We start from the raw sequence: 19,150 nt of genomic DNA on the forward strand, positions 1-19,150 counted from the left end.
GTGAAGACAGCGGCAATTCATGGGCCCATGGCCGCCGCAAGCAGGTCGTCCGCCATCGCCGAAGCGGCTTGCCTGATCCGCGCAAAGCCGGCCGCGGCCGCGATGCCCGCCAACCGCTCGCTGCTCACCACCGCGGTGGCGGCGCAGAGGTGGCGCAACGCGTTCGGCGGCAGCGCAGCGGCAAGGTTGTGCCAGCTTTCGGCGCTGGACAGCAGCAGCAACGCCGATACCGGCAATCGCCGCACGGCGTCAACATGGCGCCGGTCCAGCCGCGCCGGCACGCGTCGATAGACATGCACTTCGCGCAAGGCGGCGCCGCGCTCGGCCAGGGTCGTGCGCAACATGCCACGGCCGCCGGGCGCACTGATCAGTGCGACGGCGCGGCCATTCAGTTCGCGCAGTTCGGCTAGCGCCAGCAAGCCCTCGCTGTCCTGCCGTTGTGGCGCACGCACGTCGTTGAAACCGTGGCGCCGCAATGCACGGGCAGTGCCCTGGCCCACCGCCAGCACCAACGCGGCCGTCCGCGGCGACGCCAGCGCCACGGCGTAGCGCACCGCCGCCGGACTGGTGAAAATCAGCACTTCGCCGGCGCATGCCGCCTGCCAATCCCGGCGCGCTGCGGCCTCGTCCGCCACCGCGCGCAGGGCAAGCCCGGGCAGCAGCAACGGCAGCCCGCCCAGCGCACGCACCTTGCGCGCGAGCGCGGCGCCACTGCCCACCGGGCGCGTAATCACCACCGTGCGGCCGCGCAAAGGCCCCGCCGGCGACGTACCGGCAACAGCGCGCACGCGATTCGATTCACCGATAATCATGGTGACCAGTGTAGCGGCGCCCTACACTACGCGGTTTGCTCCTTTCGTTTTGGATTCCACCGACGTGACCTTGCCCGATACACCGTTGCTGGCCCGGCAGCTGATCCAGTTCATGCGCTCGACGATTCCGCTGGCCAAGGCCATGGATCTGCAGCTCGGCGGCCACGACGCCGACAGCCTCACCCTGTTCGCGCCGCTGCAACCCAACATCAACGACAAGGGCTGCGCGTTCGGCGGCAGCCTGGTGAGCGTGATGACCCTCAGCGGCTGGGCCCTGGTCGAGCTGGCCCTGCGCCAGCGCGGCGATGATTGCGACGTTTTCGTGGGCGAATCGACGGTGCGTTACCTGAGCCCGGTGTGGGCCGACTTCACCAGCGTGGCCCGCTTGCCGGTCGATGTCGGCTGGGCCGGCTTCTTCCGTTCGCTGGACAGCCGCGGCAAGGCGCGCATCGAGGTCAGCTGCGTGATTCCGGGCGACAGCGGCAAGCCCGCCGCCACCCTGATCGCGCGCTTCGTGGCCAAACGCCGTGCCGCGTCGGCAGCCGTCGCCGGCGGCACGCACTGAGGGCCGCGCGCAGCGACGCACGTCTTGCGGCAGAATGCGGGGTATCGCGCTTGCCGGGGGAGCCATCCATGCGTCGCATCCTTATCGTCGTTGCCGCCGTCGTTTTGCTCGCCGGCTGTGCCACGGCCCAGCGCAAAGACGCGCTGACCAGCACCCTCAACGCCTACGCCGCCACCTTGCGCTGGGGTAGTTTCCAGAGCGCGCTGAAATTCGTCGACCCCAAGGTGCTGCAGATGAACCCGCCCACCTCACTGGACATGGCGCGCTACCAGCAAGTGCGCGTGAGCGACTACGACGAGGGCGCCGGCCCGAGCGTGGTGGCGGAAAACGAGGTGCAACAGGTGGTGCAACTGCACCTGATCAATATCCACACGCAGTCCGAGCGCACCGTGATCGACCGCCAGACCTGGCGCTACGACCCGGAAGCGAAGCACTGGTGGCTCACCAGCGGCCTGCCGAACGTTACCCAGGACTAGGCTGCAAGCGGCGCTGCCGCCACGCTGCCCGTATAATCGCCGGTTCACCCGAACCCGCGCGGTCGCCGCGCCTGTGGAAACACGATGAACGAAATACTGCACAAGCTGCCGGAATTTGTTGGCAACCACCTGGCCTTGTCGGCCTTGTTCGTGATCCTGCTGCTGGCGCTGATCGTGATCCAGGTCAGCATGCTTTTCAGCAAGACGCGAGAGCTGACCCCGGCCGGCCTGACCGCGCTGATCAACCGCGAAAGCCCGCTGCTGATCGACCTCTCCGCGATCAACGATTTCGAGAAGCGGCACGTGCCCGGCGCGAAGCACCTGCCGATGAGCCAGTTCGACCCCGAGAAAAAAGACCTCGCCAACGCGCGCGACCTGCCCGTGGTGGTGATGGACAAGGATGGCCGCGGCAACGCGCCGAAGGCGGCGCAGCGGCTGGTGAAGGCCGGCTTCAGCAAGGTTCACATCCTCGCCGGTGGCGTGCTGGCCTGGCAGGCCGCGCAGCTGCCGATGGCCAAGGGCAACAAGTAACCGCCCCTTGGCGGCGAACAGCGCCGCCGATCAGGCCATGCCGATCAGAACCCGGTGAAACCCGCGCGACCGGTGATGATGCGCGCCAGCACCTCGGGCGCGTAATCGAACGAGTCGTAGTACAGCCGTTCTTCCGGCAGCCCCGCTTCCATGAACAACCGATGGCCGGCATCGATCATGGGCGGCGGGCCGCTCATGTAGAGGTCGTGGCCGGACAGGTCGGGGTGATCGGCCAGCACCGCCTCGTGCACCAGGCCGGGCCGCTCGCCCGCAGCCACGTCGGCCCCGGAAATCACCGCGTGGAAACGCACGTTTTGCGTACTTGCCGCCCAGCGCTCGGCCAGCGGTCGCAGGTACAGGTCGGCCGCGCTGCGCGCGCCCCAGTACACATCGATCGGGCGGCGCGAACCCAGCCCGATGAAATGTTCGACGATGGCCTTGACCGGCGCAAAACCGGTGCCGCCGGCCATGAAGATCATCGGCCGCTCCGAATCCTCGCGCGGCACGAACGTACCCAGCGGGCCTTCGATGCGCAGGCGGTCGCCGACCTGCAGCTTGCCGTCCACCCATGACGTGAACTCGCCGCCGTTCACGTGGCGCACGTGCAGCTCGATCATGCCGTCGTCCTGCGGGCCGTTGGCGATCGAGAACGGACGGTGCTGGCCATCGTCCAGCACCACATCCAGGTACTGGCCCGGCAACCGCAACAAACGGCGCTCCCCCGGCGCCGGCACCAGGCGCAAGCCGATCACGCCGGACGCCAGTGTCCATTTCTCCACCACCATCACGCTGAGCTGGCGACGGGCGATGTCTTCAACCGAGGTGACTTCACGCGCGCGCAGCAGCATGTCGCTGGTGGCTACCGCCTGGCACGGCAGGATCGCGTGCTGCGCCAGCTCGCCCGCGCTCAACGCCAGGGGTGGATTGCTGGGGTATTCACAGCTGCCTTCCAGCATGATCGCCTTGCAGCTGCCGCACACACCGGCGCGGCACGAATAGGGCAAGGCCACTCCGGCTTGTTGCGCCGCCCCCAATACGGTTTCACCAACGGCCACGGGAAACTGGCGGCCAGACGCTTGGAGAGTGACGGTAAACAAGGCAAGCCCCGAATGATCCGCTGCACGCGGCAGCGTAGGTACAACGACACAGGTGACGTATCGCATTGCCGCAGCGATATCAGCGATCAACAATACGGTTTCGACCGAGAGGAAGCAACGATGAGCATCTGGAAACAGCCGACCGATCTGGCCCGTATCAACGGCTGGAGCAAGGGCACCATGATGGAGACCCTGGGCATCCGCTTTACCGCCATCGGCGACGACTGGTTGCAGGGCACCATGCCGGTCGACCACCGCACCCACCAACCTTACGGGCTGCTGCACGGCGGCGCGTCGGTGGTGCTGGCCGAAACGCTGGGCAGCACCGCGGCGATGCTGACGCTGGACCCGGAGAAGGAAGTGGCGGTGGGGCTGGACATCAACGCCAACCACATCCGCGGCGTGCGCGAAGGCACCGTCACCGGCACCGCGCGCATGCTGCATCTGGGCCGCACCACGCAGGTGTGGGAAATCCGCATCGAGGGCGACAACGACGCGCTGGTGTGCATTTCGCGCATCACCATGGCGGTGATCCCGGCACGTGTAGTGGCGCCGCGTTGAACGCGCTTCGCCACTCTCCGCCCAACCTCTCGGGGTGCGGCACGCCATGACCGCGCAAGCGCCCTACGCCCGACTGAGCCCCGACCTGGTGCTCGATGCCGTCGGCGCCTGCGGCCTGTGGCCCGACGGTCGGCTGCTGGCGTTGAACAGTTACGAGAACCGCGTGTGGCAGGTCGGGCTGGAGGCCACCGACGACGAGCCGGCGACGCCGGTCATCGTCAAGTTCTACCGGCCCGGTCGCTGGAGCGATGCGGCGATCGAAGAGGAACACGCGTTCGCGCAGGAACTGGCGAACGACGAATTGCCCGTCGTAGCGCCACTGGCGTTCGACGGAAAGACGCTGCTGCACCACGACGGTTTTCGCTATGCGCTGACACCACGACGCGGCGGGCGTGCGCCGTCACTGGAATCGGCCGAACAACTGCAATGGCTGGGACGGCTGATCGCCCGCATGCACGTGGTGGGTGCGCGCGAGCCGTTCGTCCATCGCAGCCGGCTCGATCGCGACACGATGGTGCGGCAACCGATGCAGGCGGTACTCGCCTCCGCGTTGTTGCCCGCGTCGCTGCACGGCAATTACCGCGCGGCAGCCCATCGGCTGGATAACGCCATCGCGCAACGACAGGATGCCGTGGGCGCCGTGCGGCAGATCCGCCTGCACGGCGATTGCCATCCGGGCAATGTGTTGTGGACCGACAACGGCCCGCATTTCGTCGATTTCGACGACGCCCGCAGCGGCCCGGCGGTGCAGGATCTGTGGATGCTGGCCGGCGGGGACGCGGCGATGGACGCGCTACTCGAGGGCTACCAGCAATTTCGCGATTTCGATCACGGCGAACTGGCGCTGGTCCCCGTCTTGCGCGCGATGCGGCAACTGCATTACGCCGGCTGGATCGCGGCGCGCTGGTCCGATCCCGCCTTCCCCGCCGCCTTCCCGTTCGCCGCCGAACCGCGCTGGTGGGAGCAGCACGTGGCCGACCTGCACGAGCTGGCCGACGCGCTGGAATAGACGCGGCGCGCGCGAAAACCGGGCTTTCCCCCGCGCGGTCAAGCAGGCATGCTTGACCGGATACCCTCCCCGCCGAGCATTCCCATGAAGCGATCCAAGACCGCCGCCCTGTTGCTGATGAGCGCGGCCCCGTTGCTGTTGACCGCCTGCGACAGCGAAAGTCCGGCGCGCGAAGGCCTGTACACCTCGGTCGAGGCCTGCGTGGCACAGACCAATGACAGCAATACCTGCCAGCTGGCGTTCGCCAAGGCAGAGAAGGAAGCGGTAGCCACTGCCCCGCGTTTCGCCAACCGCGAGGCCTGCGAGGCCGACTACGGCAAGGAGAAGTGCGCCGAGCGCAGCGACGGCGCCAGCCATTCGTTCTTCGGTCCGCTGATGACCGGCTTCTTCCTGTCGCAAATGCTGTCGCGCAACGGCGCGCCGATGAACGGCTTCAATAGCGGCCCGGCGTTCCGCGACAGCAACGGCGGCTGGCAGCGCCCGGCCGCCGCCGGCGCGAGCGGCGGTGTGTACCGCGGCGGCAGCCGCACGGCGATGGTGCCGATCAGCGCCACGCCAAACCGCGCCGTCACCACCAGCCGTTCCGGTTTCGGCAGCGCCGGCCACAGCCGCGGCTTCGGCGGCTGATGCGCCGCATCGCCACGGCCGAGCGCCCCGACTGGCGCGACAAGGCCGCCGCGTGCGGCTTCGGTTTCCACACCATCGACGATGCGCCGTACTGGGACGAGTCGGCGTATTACGCCTTCAGCCTGCGCGAGATCGAGGATGACCTCGAAGCGCCGACCGAAGAGCTGCACACGATGGCGCTGGACATGGTCGACCGCATCGTCGACAGCGAACAGCACATGCAGCAGTTGGCGATCCCCGAGCCGTACCGCGACTGGATCGCGCAGAGCTGGCGCGAACGCCAGCCGCACCTGTACGGCCGCATGGATTTCGCCTACGACGGCACCGGCCCGGCCAAGCTCTACGAGCTGAATTACGACACGCCGACCTCGCTGTTCGAGGCCGCGTTCTTCCAGTGGCAATGGCTGGAAGACCAGCTCGCGCGCGGCCAGTTGCCCGCCGGCAGCGACCAGTTCAACGCCATCTACGAAACCCTGGTGGAAGCGTTCGGCACCATCGCGCGCGGCATCGCGCGGCCGTTTCATTTCGCCGCGGTACGCGACTCGATGGAAGACCAGGGCACCGTGGACTACCTGCGTGACTGCGCGCTGCAGGCCGGCATCGAATGCGGCGCGTTGGCGATCGAGGATATCGGCGTGTCCGAAGACGGCCGCTTCACCGATCTCGACGACAACATCATCGGCTGCCTGTTCAAGCTGTACCCGCTGGAAGACATGTTCCGCGAATCGTTCGGTGCGCACCTGCCGCGCTCGGGCCTGCAGTTGATCGAGCCGCCATGGAAGGCGCTGCTCAGCAACAAGGGCATCCTGCCGCTGCTGTGGGAGGCGCACCGCGGCCACCCGAACCTGCTTCCGGCCGAGTTCGACAACGGCGGCGCGCTGCCGCGCGGCTGGGTGCGCAAGCCGCTGCATTCGCGCGAAGGCGCCAACGTCGCGATGCATCTGGACGACGGCTGCGAACTGCACACCGATGGGCCGTATGACGATGGCCCGTGCATCCGCCAGGCCTGCCATGCGCTGACCCGCTTCGACGGCCACTACCCGTTGATCGGCAGCTGGGTGGTGGGCGATCGCGCCTGCGGCATCGGCATCCGCGAGGACAGTTCGCTGATCACCAGGGACACGGCGCGCTTCGTGCCCCACGTCATCGTCGAGGAAGCACGCGGCGTATTGATGGCGTAACCGCACGCGGCGGCATCGGCTAAGCTCGCTCTCTTTTTTGGACAGGACCTCAGCGTGCGCACTCTTCTGTTTCGCCTGATCGGCATGTTCGAAGTCGCTGGCGGCCTGTACGGCACGATAACGATGCTGCGCCGGCTATTGCCGCTCGGTTCCACCCACGACAGCGTGCTGGCGCTGATCGGCCTGCTGGTATTCGGCTTCGTGCTGGTGGCCGGCGTGCTGCTGCTCGAAGGCAGCGAACAGGGCGTGCAATGGTCGCGCTGGGCGCAACTGTTGCAACTGCCGCTGATCGCCACGCCGGTGTTCAGCTATGCGCTGCACAGCGGCGCCTTCGTCAACGTGTTTGCCACGCTGCAGTCCACGCCGCGGCTGGGCATCGACTGGCACGCGGGCAGTCAGGGCTTCGTGCTGGCGGTAGCCGGCCCCGCGGTATCGCGCCTGGGCCTCAACCTGCTGGCGCTGCTGTCGTGGCTGGTGCTGCGACTGCGCTGAGCGCACTAACTCCCTCCCCTGCTCGCAGGGGAGGAGCCAGGGGCACCACGCTTTCGCTCCCTCCCCTGCTCGCAGGGGAGGGCTGGGGAGGGGTCGCTCTTGATCTTCCCCGCCAGCGCAAGCAACCCCCTCCCAACCTCCCCCTGCACGCAGGGGGAGGAGCGTCACGGCCCGCACTTTCGTTTCCCTGCAACGCAGGGGGAGGAGCCGAGGGCACCAGCTATCATGGCCGGATGAATACTCCCGCCAGCCTCCCCGTCATCCGCCTGAAATCCGACCGCAGCCCCGGCCATCCGTGGGTGTGGTCGGCACAGATCCACAAGCCCGAATCGAAACTGCCGCCGGGCAGCGTGGTCGAGGTGCATGACGCGAAGGGCCGTTTCGTGGGTCGCGCGTTCTGGAACGGCCACGCGCGCATCGCGCTGCGCCTGCTGGACACGCACCCGGAGGCCAGCATCGACGCCGACTGGATCGCCTCCCACATTGCCCGCGCCGTGCAATTGCGCCGCGACTGGCTGCAGCTCGATGCGGTCAGCGACGCCTGGCGCGTGGTGCACAGCGAGGGCGACGGGCTTTCCGGCCTGATCGTCGACCGCTACGCCGACGTGCTGGTGATCGAATATTTCGCCGCCGGCATGTGGAAGTTCCGCGAGGCCATCCACGCCGCGCTGCTCACGCACTTCCCCGGCGCGCAGTTGTACTGGTTCGCCGAATCGCATGTGCAGAAGCAGGAATCGTTCGACGTGCGCAGCCCCGACGTGCCGCCGGCGTTCGAGGTGCATGAGCACGGCCTGCGCTTCCACGCCGCACCGGGCTCCGGCCACAAGACCGGTTTCTTCGCCGACCAGCGCGACAACCGCAAGCGCTTCGCCGAGCTGGCAAAAGGCCGCCGCGTGCTCGACCTGTGCTGCAACGCCGGCGGCTTTGCCGTGCATGCGATGGCGGCCGGTGCGCGCGAGGCGGTCGGTGTGGATCTGGACGCGGGCATCCTGGAAGTCGCCCGCGCGAATGCGCAGGCCAACAAGGTGGCGGTGACGTTCGAACAAGCCGACATCTTCGACTGGGTGCGCGCGGCCGTGGCCCGCGGCGAGCGCTACGACGCGGTGATCCTGGACCCCGCCAAGCTCACCCGCGACCGCAGCAAGGTGATGGACGCACTGAAGAAGTACTTCGCGATGAACCGCATGGCGCTGGACATCATCGCGCCGGGTGGCCTGCTGCTGACCTGCTCGTGCACCGGCCTGGTGGGCGAAAGCGAGTTCCTGGAAATGCTGCGCCGGGTGGCGCTCAACGCCGGCCGCGAGATCCAGGTACTCGAAGTGCGCGGCGCCGGCGCCGACCATCCTTTCCGCACCGATGTGCCCGAGGGGCGCTATCTGAAGGCGGTGTTCTGCCGGGTGGAGTGAGGCTCACATCGGCTTGACCGTGGCCCCGCGCACCATCCGCGCATGGCCAGCTCTCCCGATGACATCGACCCCGCCCTGCGCCGCGAAGTGCGCGCCGCCGGCCTCGTCTACGTCCACGACGATCAACCCGGCATCCGCCGGCAACGTTGCGGCAAGGGCTTCAGTTATCGCGACGCCGATGGCCGCTGTATCCGCGACAAGGAACCTCTGCAACGCATCCGCGCATTGGCCATTCCACCGGCGTATGCCGACGTGTGGATCTGCGCCAACCCGCGCGGCCACCTGCAGGCCACCGGCCGCGATGCACGCCAGCGCAAGCAATACCGCTACCACGCGCAATGGCGGGCGCTGCGCGACCACGGCAAGTTCGATCGGGTGCTGGCCTTCGGTGCCGCACTGCCGGCGCTGCGGCGACGTGTTCGCCGCGATCTGGCCCGCCCCGGCCTGCCGCGCGAAAAGGTGCTGGCCCTGGTCGTGCGCCTGCTCGACGACACCCTGATCCGCATCGGCAACGAAGGCTATGCACGCGACAACAAGAGCTACGGGCTGACCACCCTGCGCTCGCGCCACGTGCGTGCCGAACGCGGCCGCCTGCGTTTCGCGTTTCGGGGCAAGAGCGGCCAGGAGCAGGAAGTGGAATTGAGCGACCGCCGCCTGGCGCGCATCGTGCGCCGCGTGCAGCAATTGCCCGGCCAGCGCCTGTTCCAGTACCTGGACGACGACGGCCAACGGCAGCCGATCGATTCGGGCGAGGTGAACGAGTACCTGCATGAGGCTTGCGGCGAGGACTTCAGTGCCAAGGACTTCCGCACCTGGGGCGGCACCGTGAACGCGGCCGGTGTGCTGGCGCGCACGCCGCTGCCGGAGACCGGCGGGGAGCGTGCGATACGCAGCGCGCTGGCCGCGGCGATCAAGGAAGTGGCGGCGATCCTCGGCAATACGCCGGCGGTGTGCCGCGCCTCCTACATCCACCCGCTGATCCTGCAGGGCTGGCAGGACGGCAGCCTGCAACGGGCCATCGCGCCCGCCGTGGCGGCCCATCCGCGCCAGCTGGAACAACACACGCTGCGCTATCTGCGCCGGCAGCTGCGGCTTGCCCGTCGCGGCGGATGAACTACGCCTAGCCCGCTGCCGGCAACCGCCCGCGCAAACTCGCCGCGTCGAACGGGCCGGGCTCGGCCAGCAAGGCGCGAGCGGCGTCGACCTGGTCCCACACGTTCCACAGCAGCACGCCGCGCACACGGCCGCCATCGAGGTAATAGATCACGCCCTCGCGGTTGGGCTCGCGCCAGTCCTCGACCACCTGCAAGCGGGTGTCGAGCAGGCCCACCGCCTCGTAGCCCAGGTCGAACAGATCCGAGTAGAAGAACGGCTGCGTGACATAGTCCTCGGCGACACCAGCCATGGCGCGGCCGGCGTGCCGGCCCATGCCGATGGCCGCGTCCTCGTGCTCCACCCGCAGGCGCCGGTCCAGCGCCACGCTGTGGAAATTGGCCACGTCGCCGGCGGCCCAGATGTCCGCGTCGCTGCTGCGCAACTGCGCGTCCACCACGATGCCGTTGTCGACGGCCAGGCCGGCCTGCTCGGCCAGGGCCGTATCCGGCGTCACGCCGATGCCCGCCACCACCGCGTCCACGCGCAGCGTTTCTCCCGCGGGCAGCTCCAGCTCCACCCCGCCGTCGACGGCACGGCCGCCGGTCACCTTGGTGTCGGCACGCAATGCGACGCCGTGCTCGCGATAGTAGGCATCGAGATAGGCGCACAAGCCGTCCGGGTAACGACCCGCGCCGATCGACTTGCCGGGGAACAGCATCGTCACCTTGCAGCCGATGCCGCAAAGCGACGCGGCCAGTTCGCTGCCGATGAAACCGCCACCGATCACCGCGATATGCGCGCCGGGTTTCGCAAACCGGCGCAACGCCTCGTAATCCGCCAGGGTGCGGTAATGGATCAGCCGCTCGCCGCCATCGAATCCCAGCCTGCGCGGCGTGGCGCCCGTGGCCAGCAGCAGGCGGCGATAGCGATACGTATCCCCCTGCGCGTCGCGTGCCACGTGGGCCTCGCGGTCCAGCGAGACGATGCGCCGGCCCAGGTGGAAGCTCGCCCCCGTCTTCGCCGTGGCCAGGTCGATGTCCGCCGGCGACTTGTCGCCCTTCCACAACGCCTTGCTCAGCGGCGGGCGCTGGTACGGCGGCGAGGGGTCGTCGCCCACGATGCCGATGTTCGCGCCGCGCTCGACCTCGGCAATGGCCTTGGCCGCCGCGTCGGCCGCCATGCCGCCGCCGATGATCAGGTAATCGTGTACGTATTCCATGATGTTCTCCTGGCTGACGTCAGCCCATGATGCGCCTATGTGACGGCGGCGAAGCGGCAAGCCCGACGCAGCTGGTGAGACGGCGCGACGTACACTGGATGCATCAACCCGGGAAAACGTTCCATGCCGCTCATCCAGATCCTGCTGATTCTCCTCGTCGTGCTGGTCGCCGCCGTGCTGTTGCTTCAGGTGGTGGCGCTGCTGCGCGGCCGCGGCGATCCCGGCCTCGGCGCCAAGCTCGACGCGCTGAAAGACGACAGCGCCCGCGTAGAACGCACCCTGCGCGAGGAGCAACGCGCCGGCCGCGAGGAACTGCAGCAGGGCTTCGACCGCTTTCGCGGCCATCTGGGCGAGCAGCTCGGCAACGCCTCGCAACAGCAGGCCGAGCGCATCGAAAGCTTCGCCCAGCGCCTGACCCAGCTCACCGAACGCACCGACAACGGCCTGCAATCATTGACCCAGCGGCTGATCGACGACGCCCGCAAGGGCCGCGAGGAAGTCGCCGCCACGCTCAACCGGCTGGGCGAGCAGCAACAGCAACGGCTGGCCGCGCTCACCGCCGACAACGAAAAGCGCATGGGCGAGATGCGCGCCACGCTGGAAGCCAAGCTCGGCGCGATCCAGCAGGACAACGCCGCCAAGCTGGAGCAGATGCGTGCCACCGTGGATGAAAAACTGCACGCCACGCTGGAAACCCGGCTGGGCGAATCGTTCAAGCTGGTGTCCGAACGCCTCGAAGCGGTGCAACGCGGCCTGGGCGAAATGCAGAACCTGGCCACCGGCGTCGGTGATCTCAAGCGCGTGCTGACCAACGTGAAGAAACGCGGCATCTTCGGCGAAGTGCAACTGGGCGCACTGCTGGAAGACATGCTCACCGCCGAGCAATACGCCTCCAACGTAATCACCGTGCCGGGCAGCAACGACCGGGTGGAGTTCGCCATCCGCATGCCGGGCCAGGACGAGGGCGACCACGTCTATTTGCCGATCGACGCGAAATTCCCGGTGGAGGATTACCAGCGTTTGCTCGACGCGCAGGAAGCGTCCGACGCCGACGCCGCGCTGGCGGCCGGCCGCGCGCTGGAGCTCTGCGTGCGCGAGGAAGCCAAGCGCATCCACAGCAAATACGTGGCGCCGCCGCACACCACCGATTTCGCCGTGCTGTACCTGCCCACCGAAGGCCTCTACGCCGAAGTGATCCGCCGTCCCGGCCTGTTCGAAAACCTGCAACGCGACCACCGCGTCACCGTCGCCGGCCCCACCACCCTGAGCGCCCTGCTCAACAGCCTGCAGATGGGCTTCCGCACCCTGGCCATCGCCAAGCGCTCCAGCGAGGTATGGAAAATCCTGGGCGCGGTGAAGAACGAATTCGGCAAGTTCGGCACGGTGCTGGACAAGACCCGCAAACAACTCGACGCGGCCCGCAACAGCATCGACAGCGCCGGCCAGCGCACCCGTGCCATCGAACGCAAGCTGCGCGACGTGGAATCGTTGTCCGGCGGCGCCGGCGAGGCGTTGCTGGAAGACATGCCGGCCTTGAACGATGGCACCGAGGAAGCGGGCGACGATTGAGGGGCAGGTAGCGCCTTCTGCGGCGGACGGCGGGTGCACCACGGCCAGACCCAGCCCGCATGCGGGTAAACTGCTCGCTCGATCACCCAAGGATCCGGCATGAGCGACCACGCCAACCAACCCGATGTCACCCGCGAGCAGGCCGAAGAGGCCGTCCGCACACTGCTGCGCTGGGCCGGCGACGATCCGGCGCGGGAAGGCCTGATCGACACGCCCAAGCGCGTGGCCAAGGCCTACCGCGACTGGTTTTCCGGCTACGAATCCGACCCGGCTGAATTCCTTCTGCGCACCTTCGAGGAGGTGGGCGGTTACGACCAGATGGTGGTGTTGCGCGATATCCAGTTCGAAAGCCACTGCGAGCATCACTTGGCGCCGATCATCGGCCGCGCTCACGTGGGCTACATGCCGACCAATCGCGTGGTCGGCATCAGCAAGCTGGCGCGCGTGGTGGATGGTTTTGCGCGGCGGCTGCAGGTGCAGGAGAAGCTCACCGCGCAAATCGCCCACTGCATCCAGGAAACCCTGCAGCCGGCCGGCGTGGCGGTGGTGATCGACGCCAGCCACGAATGCATGACCACCCGCGGTGTGCACAAGCGCGGCGTGTCGATGGTGACCAGCCAGATGCTGGGCTCGTTTCGCGACGACGCCCGCACGCGCATGGAGTTTCTGCAGTTCATCGGCCTGCAGGGCGGTCATCACTGAAGATTTTCCGGCGCCGGCCGATGAGGAGCCATCGGCTGTAACGACGGCCGCCCTGCCCTCCCCACCGTGCACATTGATCTGGTCACCCTGAGCCTGGTCGGCGCGCTGCAGGCCTTGCTGCTGGCGCCTTTGCTGCTTGCCGCCACCCGCGCCTATACCGGCGTGGCGCGCCAGAGCCTGCGCATCTGGGGCACGGTGCTGGTGTTGCAGGCGCTGGGCTGGGCGCTGATGGGTGCGCGCAACCAGATCAGCGACTGGCTGTCGATCGTGCTGGCCAACGGCGTATTGATGATCTCCTACGCCGAGACGGCGCGGGCGTTGCGCCTGCTGCTGGGCGTGCCGCCGCGACGCGGCCTGCTGGCGGCCATCGGCATCGGCGGCTGGCTCGGCATCGTGTGGTTCGCCCAGGTGCAGCCGGATTATCCGATGCGGGTGTATATCGCGACCGTGTCGCTGGGCGGCTTCCTGCTGTTGTTGTTGTGGCCGCTGCGGCATGCGCTGCGACGGGGCGGATCGACCGCGCAGCGGGTGATGCTGCTGGTGCTGGTGGGTGCAGCGGCGGGCTGGTTTTTCCGCGTGTGCGAACTGGTATTCGGCGACGTGCCGACACCGGGCCTGCTGGCCGCCACGCCGGGCAATATCGCGCAGATGATCTACAGCGCGATGGAGCCGGTGTTCGCCAGCGTCGGATTCCTGCTGATGTACAACGAACTCGCGCAGACAGAATTGCGGCGCCTGGCGCGTACCGATGCGCTCACCGGCATGCTCAACCGGTTTGCGCTGGACGAAATGGCGCAGGAGCTTTTCCAGCGGACCACGCCGCATTCCGGCGCCGTACTGATGATCGACGTGGATCATTTCAAGGCGATCAACGACCGCTTCGGCCACGCCGGCGGTGATCGCATGCTGGCCACGCTGGCCCGCGGTATCGGCCGCTGCCTGCGCGAGGGCGACGTGCTGGGCCGCGTGGGCGGCGAGGAGTTTCTGGTGCTGCTGCCCGACACCGGCATCGACGACGCGCTGATGCTGGCCGAGCGGCTGCGCACGGCGGTGTCCACCATCCAGGTGATGCTGGATGGCGAGCCGCAGCGGGTCACGGTGTCGATCGGTGCCGCCGTGCGGCAGGCGGAGGACAAAAGCCCCGGCACCCTGGTTCGGCGTGCCGACCGCGCGCTTTACGCGGCCAAAAGCGCCGGCCGCAATCGGGTGGCCACGCTGGACGCCATGCGAACCGTGGCGAATGTCACCGATGCCGGCTGATGGCATCGGTCTGGCAAGCGCACGACCAACCTGATCCAATGCGCCGATGCGCCTACCGCTGATCCTGCTGCTTTCCCTCTGCTGCGCCGGCGCTGTCCACGGGCGCGATTATCCCGCCACGCCGTCCGGCTACCTGGCCATGATCGATGCGAATGGCGACGGCCGCATCAGCGAGGCGGAATACGTGGATTACCTGAGCGCCGGCTTCCGCCGCATGGACCGCAATGGCGACAACCTGCTCGATGCCGGCGAGCTGCCCCCCGGCCCGCGCCACACGCCACGCAGCCTGGCGGCGTTCCAGGCCGACCTGGGTGCGCAGTTCCATCGGCTGGATCGCAACGGCGACGGTTCGCTGAGCGCGAAGGAACTGGCCCAACCGCCGCGCTAGCCGCCGGACAGCGGAAACGTCCGTGGTGGGACATTGGCTGCGCCCGTTCTGTGGGAGCGGCTTCAGCCGCGATGCTCTTTGGCTTCCGGGCGACAAAGCCCGGAGCATCGCGGCTGAAGCCGTTCCCACAGGCGCGAAGCCGCGGCAACCTCGCCCTGCGAAACACGAGTGCGCCATGCCGCGATGATTCCGCTATCGTGCGCTTCTTTTCCTGCGCCACCCCATGAGCCTGCCGACCGCCCCTCGCCACCGCGCCGCGCTGGCCTTCATCTACGTCACCGTGCTGCTGGACATGCTGGCGTTCGGCATCATCATCCCGGTGTTGCCGCACCTGATCGAACAGCTGGCCGGTGGCGGCATCGCCAAGGCGGCGTGGTGGGTGGGCATTTTCAGCACCGTGTTCGCAGTCGTGCAGTTCGTGTTTTCGCCGGTGCAGGGCGCGTTGTCGGACCGCTTCGGACGGCGGCCGGTGATCCTCATGTCCAACCTGGGCCTGGCGGTGGATTTCGTGGTGCTGGCGCTGGCGCCCACGCTGTGGCTGCTGTTCGTGGCGCGCATCCTGCTGGGCATGACGGCGGCCAGCTTCAGCACCGCCAATGCGTATATCGCGGACATTACGCCCAGGGAGAAGCGCGCGGCCGCGTTCGGCATCCTGGGCAGCGCGTTCGGGCTGGGCTTCATCATCGGGCCCGGGCTGGGTGGCTTTCTGGGCGGCATCGCGTTGCGGCTGCCGTTCTGGGTGGCGGCCGCGCTGGCGTTGTGCAACTTCCTGTACGGCTGTTTCATCCTGCCGGAGTCGCTGCCGAAGGAACGTCGCACCGCGCGCATCGAACTGCACAGCGCGCACCCGTTCGGCGCGCTGAAGCTGCTGCGTCGCCAGCCGCAGGTGTTCGGGCTGGCGGTGGTGCTGTTTCTGGTTTACCTGGCGCATTACGTGTTGCAGACGGTGTTCGTGCTGTACGCGGATTACCGCTACAGCTGGGGTCCGCAGGCGGTGGGCTATGTGCTGATGCTGGTGGGCGCCTGCGACGGTTTCGTGCAGGCGGTGCTGACCGGCAAGCTGGCGCCGCGCTTCGGCGAGCGCCGCGTATTGCTGGCCGGCATGGCGTTCGGCGTCGGCGCGTTCCTGGTGATGGGTGTGGCTGACAGCGGCAGCATGTTCCTGTTCGGCATTCCGCTGCTGGCGCTGTGGGGGCTGGCGATGCCGCCGATCCAGTCGATCATGACCCAGCACGTGGAGCCCTCCGAACAAGGCCGCTTGCAAGGCGCGATCGGCAGCCTGGGCAGTTTTGCGGGCATCTTCGGGCCGTATCTTTTCGCGCAGGTTTTTGCGCTGTCGATCGCGCCGTCCGCGTCGATCCATCTGCCCGGTGTAGCCTTTGTGCTTTCGGCCACGCTGATGCTGGTGGGCCTGGTGATTGCCGCCCGCGTCACCCGGCATCCACCGCCGGCGGTGACCGCTCCCCTTCTTCACGAACCCCGGGAACAACCATGACCCTGTCCATGTACCAAGCCTCCGCCCCCGTCTTCATCCGCGCCCTGGGCAACCTCACCCACGTGCTGAAAAAGGGCGAGGCCCACGCCAAGGCGAAGAACGTCACCGACGAAGCCCTGCTGCAGACGCGACTGATCATCGACATGCTGCCGCTGATCAAGCAGGTGCAGATCGCCTGCGACATGGCGACCCGCGGCATGGCCCGACTGGCCGGCGTGGAACCGCAGAGCTTCGAGGACAACGAAACCACGCTGGCCCAGGCGTACGACCGCATCGCGCGCGCCACCGATTACATCAAGAGCTTCACGCCCGAGCAGATCGACGGCAGCGAAACCCGCGCCATCCACCTGAAAATGCGCAGTGGCGAACTGAATTTCGAAGGCCAGGCGTACCTGCTGCACTTCCTGATCCCGAACGTCTTTTTCCACTGCACCACCGCGTACAACATCCTGCGCGAGGCGGGCACCGAGATCGGCAAGGCGGATTTCGTCGGCCAGGCGTGACAAACAACCCTGACTGCTCCGGTAGGGCAGTTATCTGTGGGAGCGACTTCAGTCGCGATGCTCTTGCTTCGCAGCCCAAAAGCAATGGCATTGCGGCTGAAGCCGCTCCCACCGGTGATATCTGCGAAAATCCGCACACCGACTTTCACCTGCGGACTGCTGGCCCATGCTGCGACTGACCGACCTCAAGCTGCCGCTGGATCACAGCGAGGCGGACCTCGTGGCAGCTATCCGCAAGCGCCTGCACCTGGATGCTGCCGAACTGGCCGGCTACGCCGTCGCCAAACGCAGCTACGACGCGCGTAAACGCGGCGCGATCGTGCTGATCTACGCGCTGGATATCGACACGCCACGCGAGGCCGAGCTGCTGCAACGCTTCGCCGACGATACGCATGTACGCCCCACGCCCGACACCGGCTACCACTTCGTGGCCAAGGCGCCCCCGCGCATCGAGCACCGCCCGCTGGTGATCGGCTTCGGCCCCTGCGGCCTGTTTGCCGGATTGATCCTGGCGCAGATGGGCTTTCGCCCGATCATCCTCGATCGCGGCAAGGAAGTACGCGAGCGCACCAGGGACACCTGGGACCTGTGGCGCAAGCGCCAATTGCATCCGGAATCCAACGTGCAGTTCGGCGAGGGCGGTGCGGGCACGTTTTCCGACGGCAAGCTGCACAGCCAGATCCGCGACCCACTGCACCACGGTCGCAAGGTGCTCACCGAATTCGTCAAGGCCGGCGCGCCGGAGGAAATCCTCTACGTCAGCAAGCCGCACATCGGCACCTTCCGGCTGGTGTCGATGGTGGAAAACATGCGCGCCACGATCGAATCGCTGGGCGGCGAAATCCGTTTCAGCCAGCGCGTGGATGATCTGCTGCTGGAGCCGGCAGCGGATGGGCAGCAGCAGGTCCGTGGCGTCACCCTGGCCAGCGGCGAGCAGATCCGCGCCGATCACGTGGTGCTGGCGCTGGGCCACAGCGCGCGCGATACCTTCGAGATGCTGCATGCGCGCGGTGTGTATCTCGAAGCCAAACCCTTTTCGATCGGCTTTCGCATCGAGCATCCGCAGTCGGTGATCGACCGCGCCCGCTTCGGGCCGCAGGCCGGCCATCCGATGCTCGGCGCGGCCGATTACAAGCTGGTGCATCACGGCAAAGGCGGGCGCTCGGTCTACAGTTTCTGCATGTGCCCCGGGGGCACCGTGGTCGCCGCCACCAGCGAACCCGGCCGCGTGGTCACCAACGGCATGAGCCAGTACTCGCGCAATGAGCGCAACGCGAACGCCGCGGTGGTCGTGGGCATCGAGCCTGCCGATTTCGCGCCGTACGGCGAAGGTCCGCTGGCCGGGATCGCGCTGCAACGCGCACTGGAAAGTCACGCCTATTTCCTGGGCGGCGAAAACTACAGTGCGCCCGCGCAACTCGTGGGCGATTTCCTCGCCGGCTGCGCCTCGCGCGACTTCGGCGACGTGCAACCGTCGTACCAGCCGGGCGTGACGCTGGGCAGCCTGGACAGCGCGCTGCCCGACTACGCCATCGCCGCCATCCGCGAAGCGCTGCCCGCGTTCGAACGGCAGATCCGCGGCTACGCGATGCCCGACGCCATCCTCACCGGTGTGGAAACGCGCACCTCCTCGCCCGTGCGCATCGAGCGCGACAACGACAGCCTGCAAAGCCTCAACACCCGCGGCCTGTATCCCGCCGGTGAAGGCGCCGGCTACGCCGGCGGCATTCTTTCCGCCGCCGTGGACGGGATCAAGGTGGCCGAGGCGGTGGCGCGGGATATCGCGGCGCGGGGCTTGTCCGCGTAACTTCAACACGAGGGTTGAAATGCCTCATTTAAACCTGTAAGTTGAATATCATCATATCAACCTATAGGTTGAGTTCATGCATTCGACGCCCATCCTTCTCCCCACTCAGTTGGGCGACATTCTGCGTAGTGCCCGACTGAGTCGCGGTCTGACCCAAACCGACATCGCGCGGCAACTCGGCATCAGCACCCAGGCCGTATCCAAGCTGGAGAACAATGCCGCCCGGGTCTCGTTCGACCGGATCCACCGGCTATGCCAGGTCCTGGGACTCGAACTGCTTCTGCAGGACAAACCCACGATGAACTTGCGCGACGCAGGCGCGCCGGAGTGGTAACCACGCCGCGCTCGCTGGCCC

At 67.5% G+C, this 19,150-nt stretch carries 21 protein-coding genes; 18 read left to right on the forward strand and 3 right to left on the reverse strand.

The features are described 5' to 3' along the window. Positions 1-17 precede the first annotated feature (17 nt). The gene (locus UU9_RS09560) at positions 18-812 is read right to left on the reverse strand and encodes a uroporphyrinogen-III synthase (RefSeq protein ID WP_007081545.1); all 795 of its coding nucleotides are present in this window, start codon (positions 810-812) and stop codon (positions 18-20) included. A gap of 64 nt (positions 813-876) precedes the next feature. On the opposite strand from UU9_RS09560, the gene UU9_RS09565 reads away from it, so the two are divergent. The 3 genes from UU9_RS09565 (at position 877) to UU9_RS09575 (ending at position 2,384) form a co-directional block, all read left to right on the forward strand. After that, positions 877-1,377, forward strand: coding sequence for a YiiD C-terminal domain-containing protein (locus UU9_RS09565; RefSeq protein WP_007081546.1), 501 nt, complete (start codon positions 877-879; stop codon positions 1,375-1,377). 68 nt (positions 1,378-1,445) lie between these two features. After that, positions 1,446-1,853, forward strand: a complete 408-nt coding sequence (locus UU9_RS09570; protein WP_007081547.1) for a hypothetical protein — start codon at positions 1,446-1,448, stop codon at positions 1,851-1,853. An 84-nt stretch (positions 1,854-1,937) separates the two neighbouring features. Next, complete coding sequence (locus UU9_RS09575; protein ID WP_007081548.1) at positions 1,938-2,384, forward strand: rhodanese-like domain-containing protein; 447 nt, start codon at positions 1,938-1,940, stop codon at positions 2,382-2,384. A gap of 44 nt (positions 2,385-2,428) precedes the next feature. On the opposite strand, the gene UU9_RS09580 is transcribed toward UU9_RS09575, so the two are convergent. Continuing rightward, on the reverse strand, positions 2,429-3,481 hold the full coding sequence (locus tag UU9_RS09580; RefSeq protein ID WP_040670719.1) for a 2Fe-2S iron-sulfur cluster-binding protein: 1,053 nt from the start codon (positions 3,479-3,481) through the stop codon (positions 2,429-2,431). Between the two features lie 120 nt (positions 3,482-3,601). Here UU9_RS09580 and UU9_RS09585 point away from each other — a divergent pair, with 120 nt between their 5' ends. The 7 genes from UU9_RS09585 (at position 3,602) to UU9_RS09615 (ending at position 9,870) form a co-directional block, all read left to right on the forward strand. Then, entirely contained in the window at positions 3,602-4,042 is a 441-nt protein-coding gene (locus tag UU9_RS09585; RefSeq protein WP_007081550.1) for a hotdog fold thioesterase, read from the forward strand. A gap of 46 nt (positions 4,043-4,088) precedes the next feature. Continuing rightward, positions 4,089-5,051 (forward strand): serine/threonine protein kinase, encoded by a 963-nt coding sequence (locus UU9_RS09590; protein ID WP_007081551.1) that lies wholly within the window; start codon positions 4,089-4,091, stop codon positions 5,049-5,051. An 84-nt stretch (positions 5,052-5,135) separates the two neighbouring features. Then, positions 5,136-5,678, forward strand: coding sequence for a DUF1190 domain-containing protein (locus UU9_RS09595; protein WP_007081552.1), 543 nt, complete (start codon positions 5,136-5,138; stop codon positions 5,676-5,678). Then, complete coding sequence (locus UU9_RS09600) at positions 5,678-6,859, forward strand: glutathionylspermidine synthase family protein (protein WP_007081553.1); 1,182 nt, start codon at positions 5,678-5,680, stop codon at positions 6,857-6,859. The genes UU9_RS09595 and UU9_RS09600 overlap by 1 nt, the downstream gene beginning before the upstream one ends. Before the next feature lie 54 nt (positions 6,860-6,913). After that, complete coding sequence (locus UU9_RS09605; protein WP_007081554.1) at positions 6,914-7,351, forward strand: hypothetical protein; 438 nt, start codon at positions 6,914-6,916, stop codon at positions 7,349-7,351. A gap of 233 nt (positions 7,352-7,584) precedes the next feature. After that, the gene (locus tag UU9_RS09610; RefSeq protein WP_007081555.1) at positions 7,585-8,757 is read left to right on the forward strand and encodes a class I SAM-dependent rRNA methyltransferase; all 1,173 of its coding nucleotides are present in this window, start codon (positions 7,585-7,587) and stop codon (positions 8,755-8,757) included. 42 nt (positions 8,758-8,799) lie between these two features. Continuing rightward, positions 8,800-9,870 (forward strand): DNA topoisomerase IB, encoded by a 1,071-nt coding sequence (locus UU9_RS09615; protein WP_007081556.1) that lies wholly within the window; start codon positions 8,800-8,802, stop codon positions 9,868-9,870. A 7-nt stretch (positions 9,871-9,877) separates the two neighbouring features. Here the strand turns inward: UU9_RS09615 and UU9_RS09620 are convergent, their stop codons facing one another. Continuing rightward, on the reverse strand, positions 9,878-11,071 hold the full coding sequence (locus tag UU9_RS09620; protein WP_007081557.1) for an NAD(P)/FAD-dependent oxidoreductase: 1,194 nt from the start codon (positions 11,069-11,071) through the stop codon (positions 9,878-9,880). Between the two features lie 123 nt (positions 11,072-11,194). Between UU9_RS09620 and UU9_RS09625 the strand changes: the two genes are divergently transcribed. The 8 genes from UU9_RS09625 to UU9_RS09660 all read left to right on the forward strand — a co-directional run bounded on the left by UU9_RS09625 (position 11,195) and on the right by UU9_RS09660 (position 19,129). After that, positions 11,195-12,640 carry a DNA recombination protein RmuC gene (locus UU9_RS09625; protein ID WP_007081558.1) on the forward strand — a complete coding sequence of 482 codons (1,446 nt, stop codon included), beginning with the start codon at positions 11,195-11,197 and terminating at the stop codon, positions 12,638-12,640. A gap of 99 nt (positions 12,641-12,739) precedes the next feature. Then, entirely contained in the window at positions 12,740-13,342 is a 603-nt protein-coding gene (gene folE, locus UU9_RS09630; RefSeq protein WP_007081559.1) for a GTP cyclohydrolase I FolE, read from the forward strand. Positions 13,343-13,408: 66 nt separating this feature from the next. Beyond that, positions 13,409-14,602: a GGDEF domain-containing protein gene (locus UU9_RS09635; RefSeq protein ID WP_007081560.1), complete on the forward strand. Its 1,194-nt coding sequence runs from the start codon at positions 13,409-13,411 to the stop codon at positions 14,600-14,602. A gap of 46 nt (positions 14,603-14,648) precedes the next feature. After that, positions 14,649-14,990 carry an EF-hand domain-containing protein gene (locus UU9_RS09640; protein WP_007081561.1) on the forward strand — a complete coding sequence of 114 codons (342 nt, stop codon included), beginning with the start codon at positions 14,649-14,651 and terminating at the stop codon, positions 14,988-14,990. A gap of 223 nt (positions 14,991-15,213) precedes the next feature. Continuing rightward, the gene (locus tag UU9_RS09645) at positions 15,214-16,485 is read left to right on the forward strand and encodes a TCR/Tet family MFS transporter (protein ID WP_007081562.1); all 1,272 of its coding nucleotides are present in this window, start codon (positions 15,214-15,216) and stop codon (positions 16,483-16,485) included. Further along, the gene (locus UU9_RS09650; RefSeq protein WP_007081563.1) at positions 16,482-16,988 is read left to right on the forward strand and encodes a DUF1993 domain-containing protein; all 507 of its coding nucleotides are present in this window, start codon (positions 16,482-16,484) and stop codon (positions 16,986-16,988) included. Before UU9_RS09645 ends, UU9_RS09650 begins: the two co-directional genes overlap by 4 nt. Before the next feature lie 166 nt (positions 16,989-17,154). Further along, positions 17,155-18,795 (forward strand): NAD(P)/FAD-dependent oxidoreductase, encoded by a 1,641-nt coding sequence (locus UU9_RS09655; RefSeq protein WP_007081564.1) that lies wholly within the window; start codon positions 17,155-17,157, stop codon positions 18,793-18,795. Between the two features lie 76 nt (positions 18,796-18,871). Beyond that, positions 18,872-19,129 (forward strand): helix-turn-helix domain-containing protein, encoded by a 258-nt coding sequence (locus UU9_RS09660; RefSeq protein WP_007081565.1) that lies wholly within the window; start codon positions 18,872-18,874, stop codon positions 19,127-19,129. Positions 19,130-19,150 lie beyond the last annotated feature (21 nt).

Source organism: Rhodanobacter fulvus Jip2 (assembly GCF_000264315.1).
Taxonomy (GTDB): Bacteria; Pseudomonadota; Gammaproteobacteria; order Xanthomonadales; family Rhodanobacteraceae; genus Rhodanobacter; species Rhodanobacter fulvus.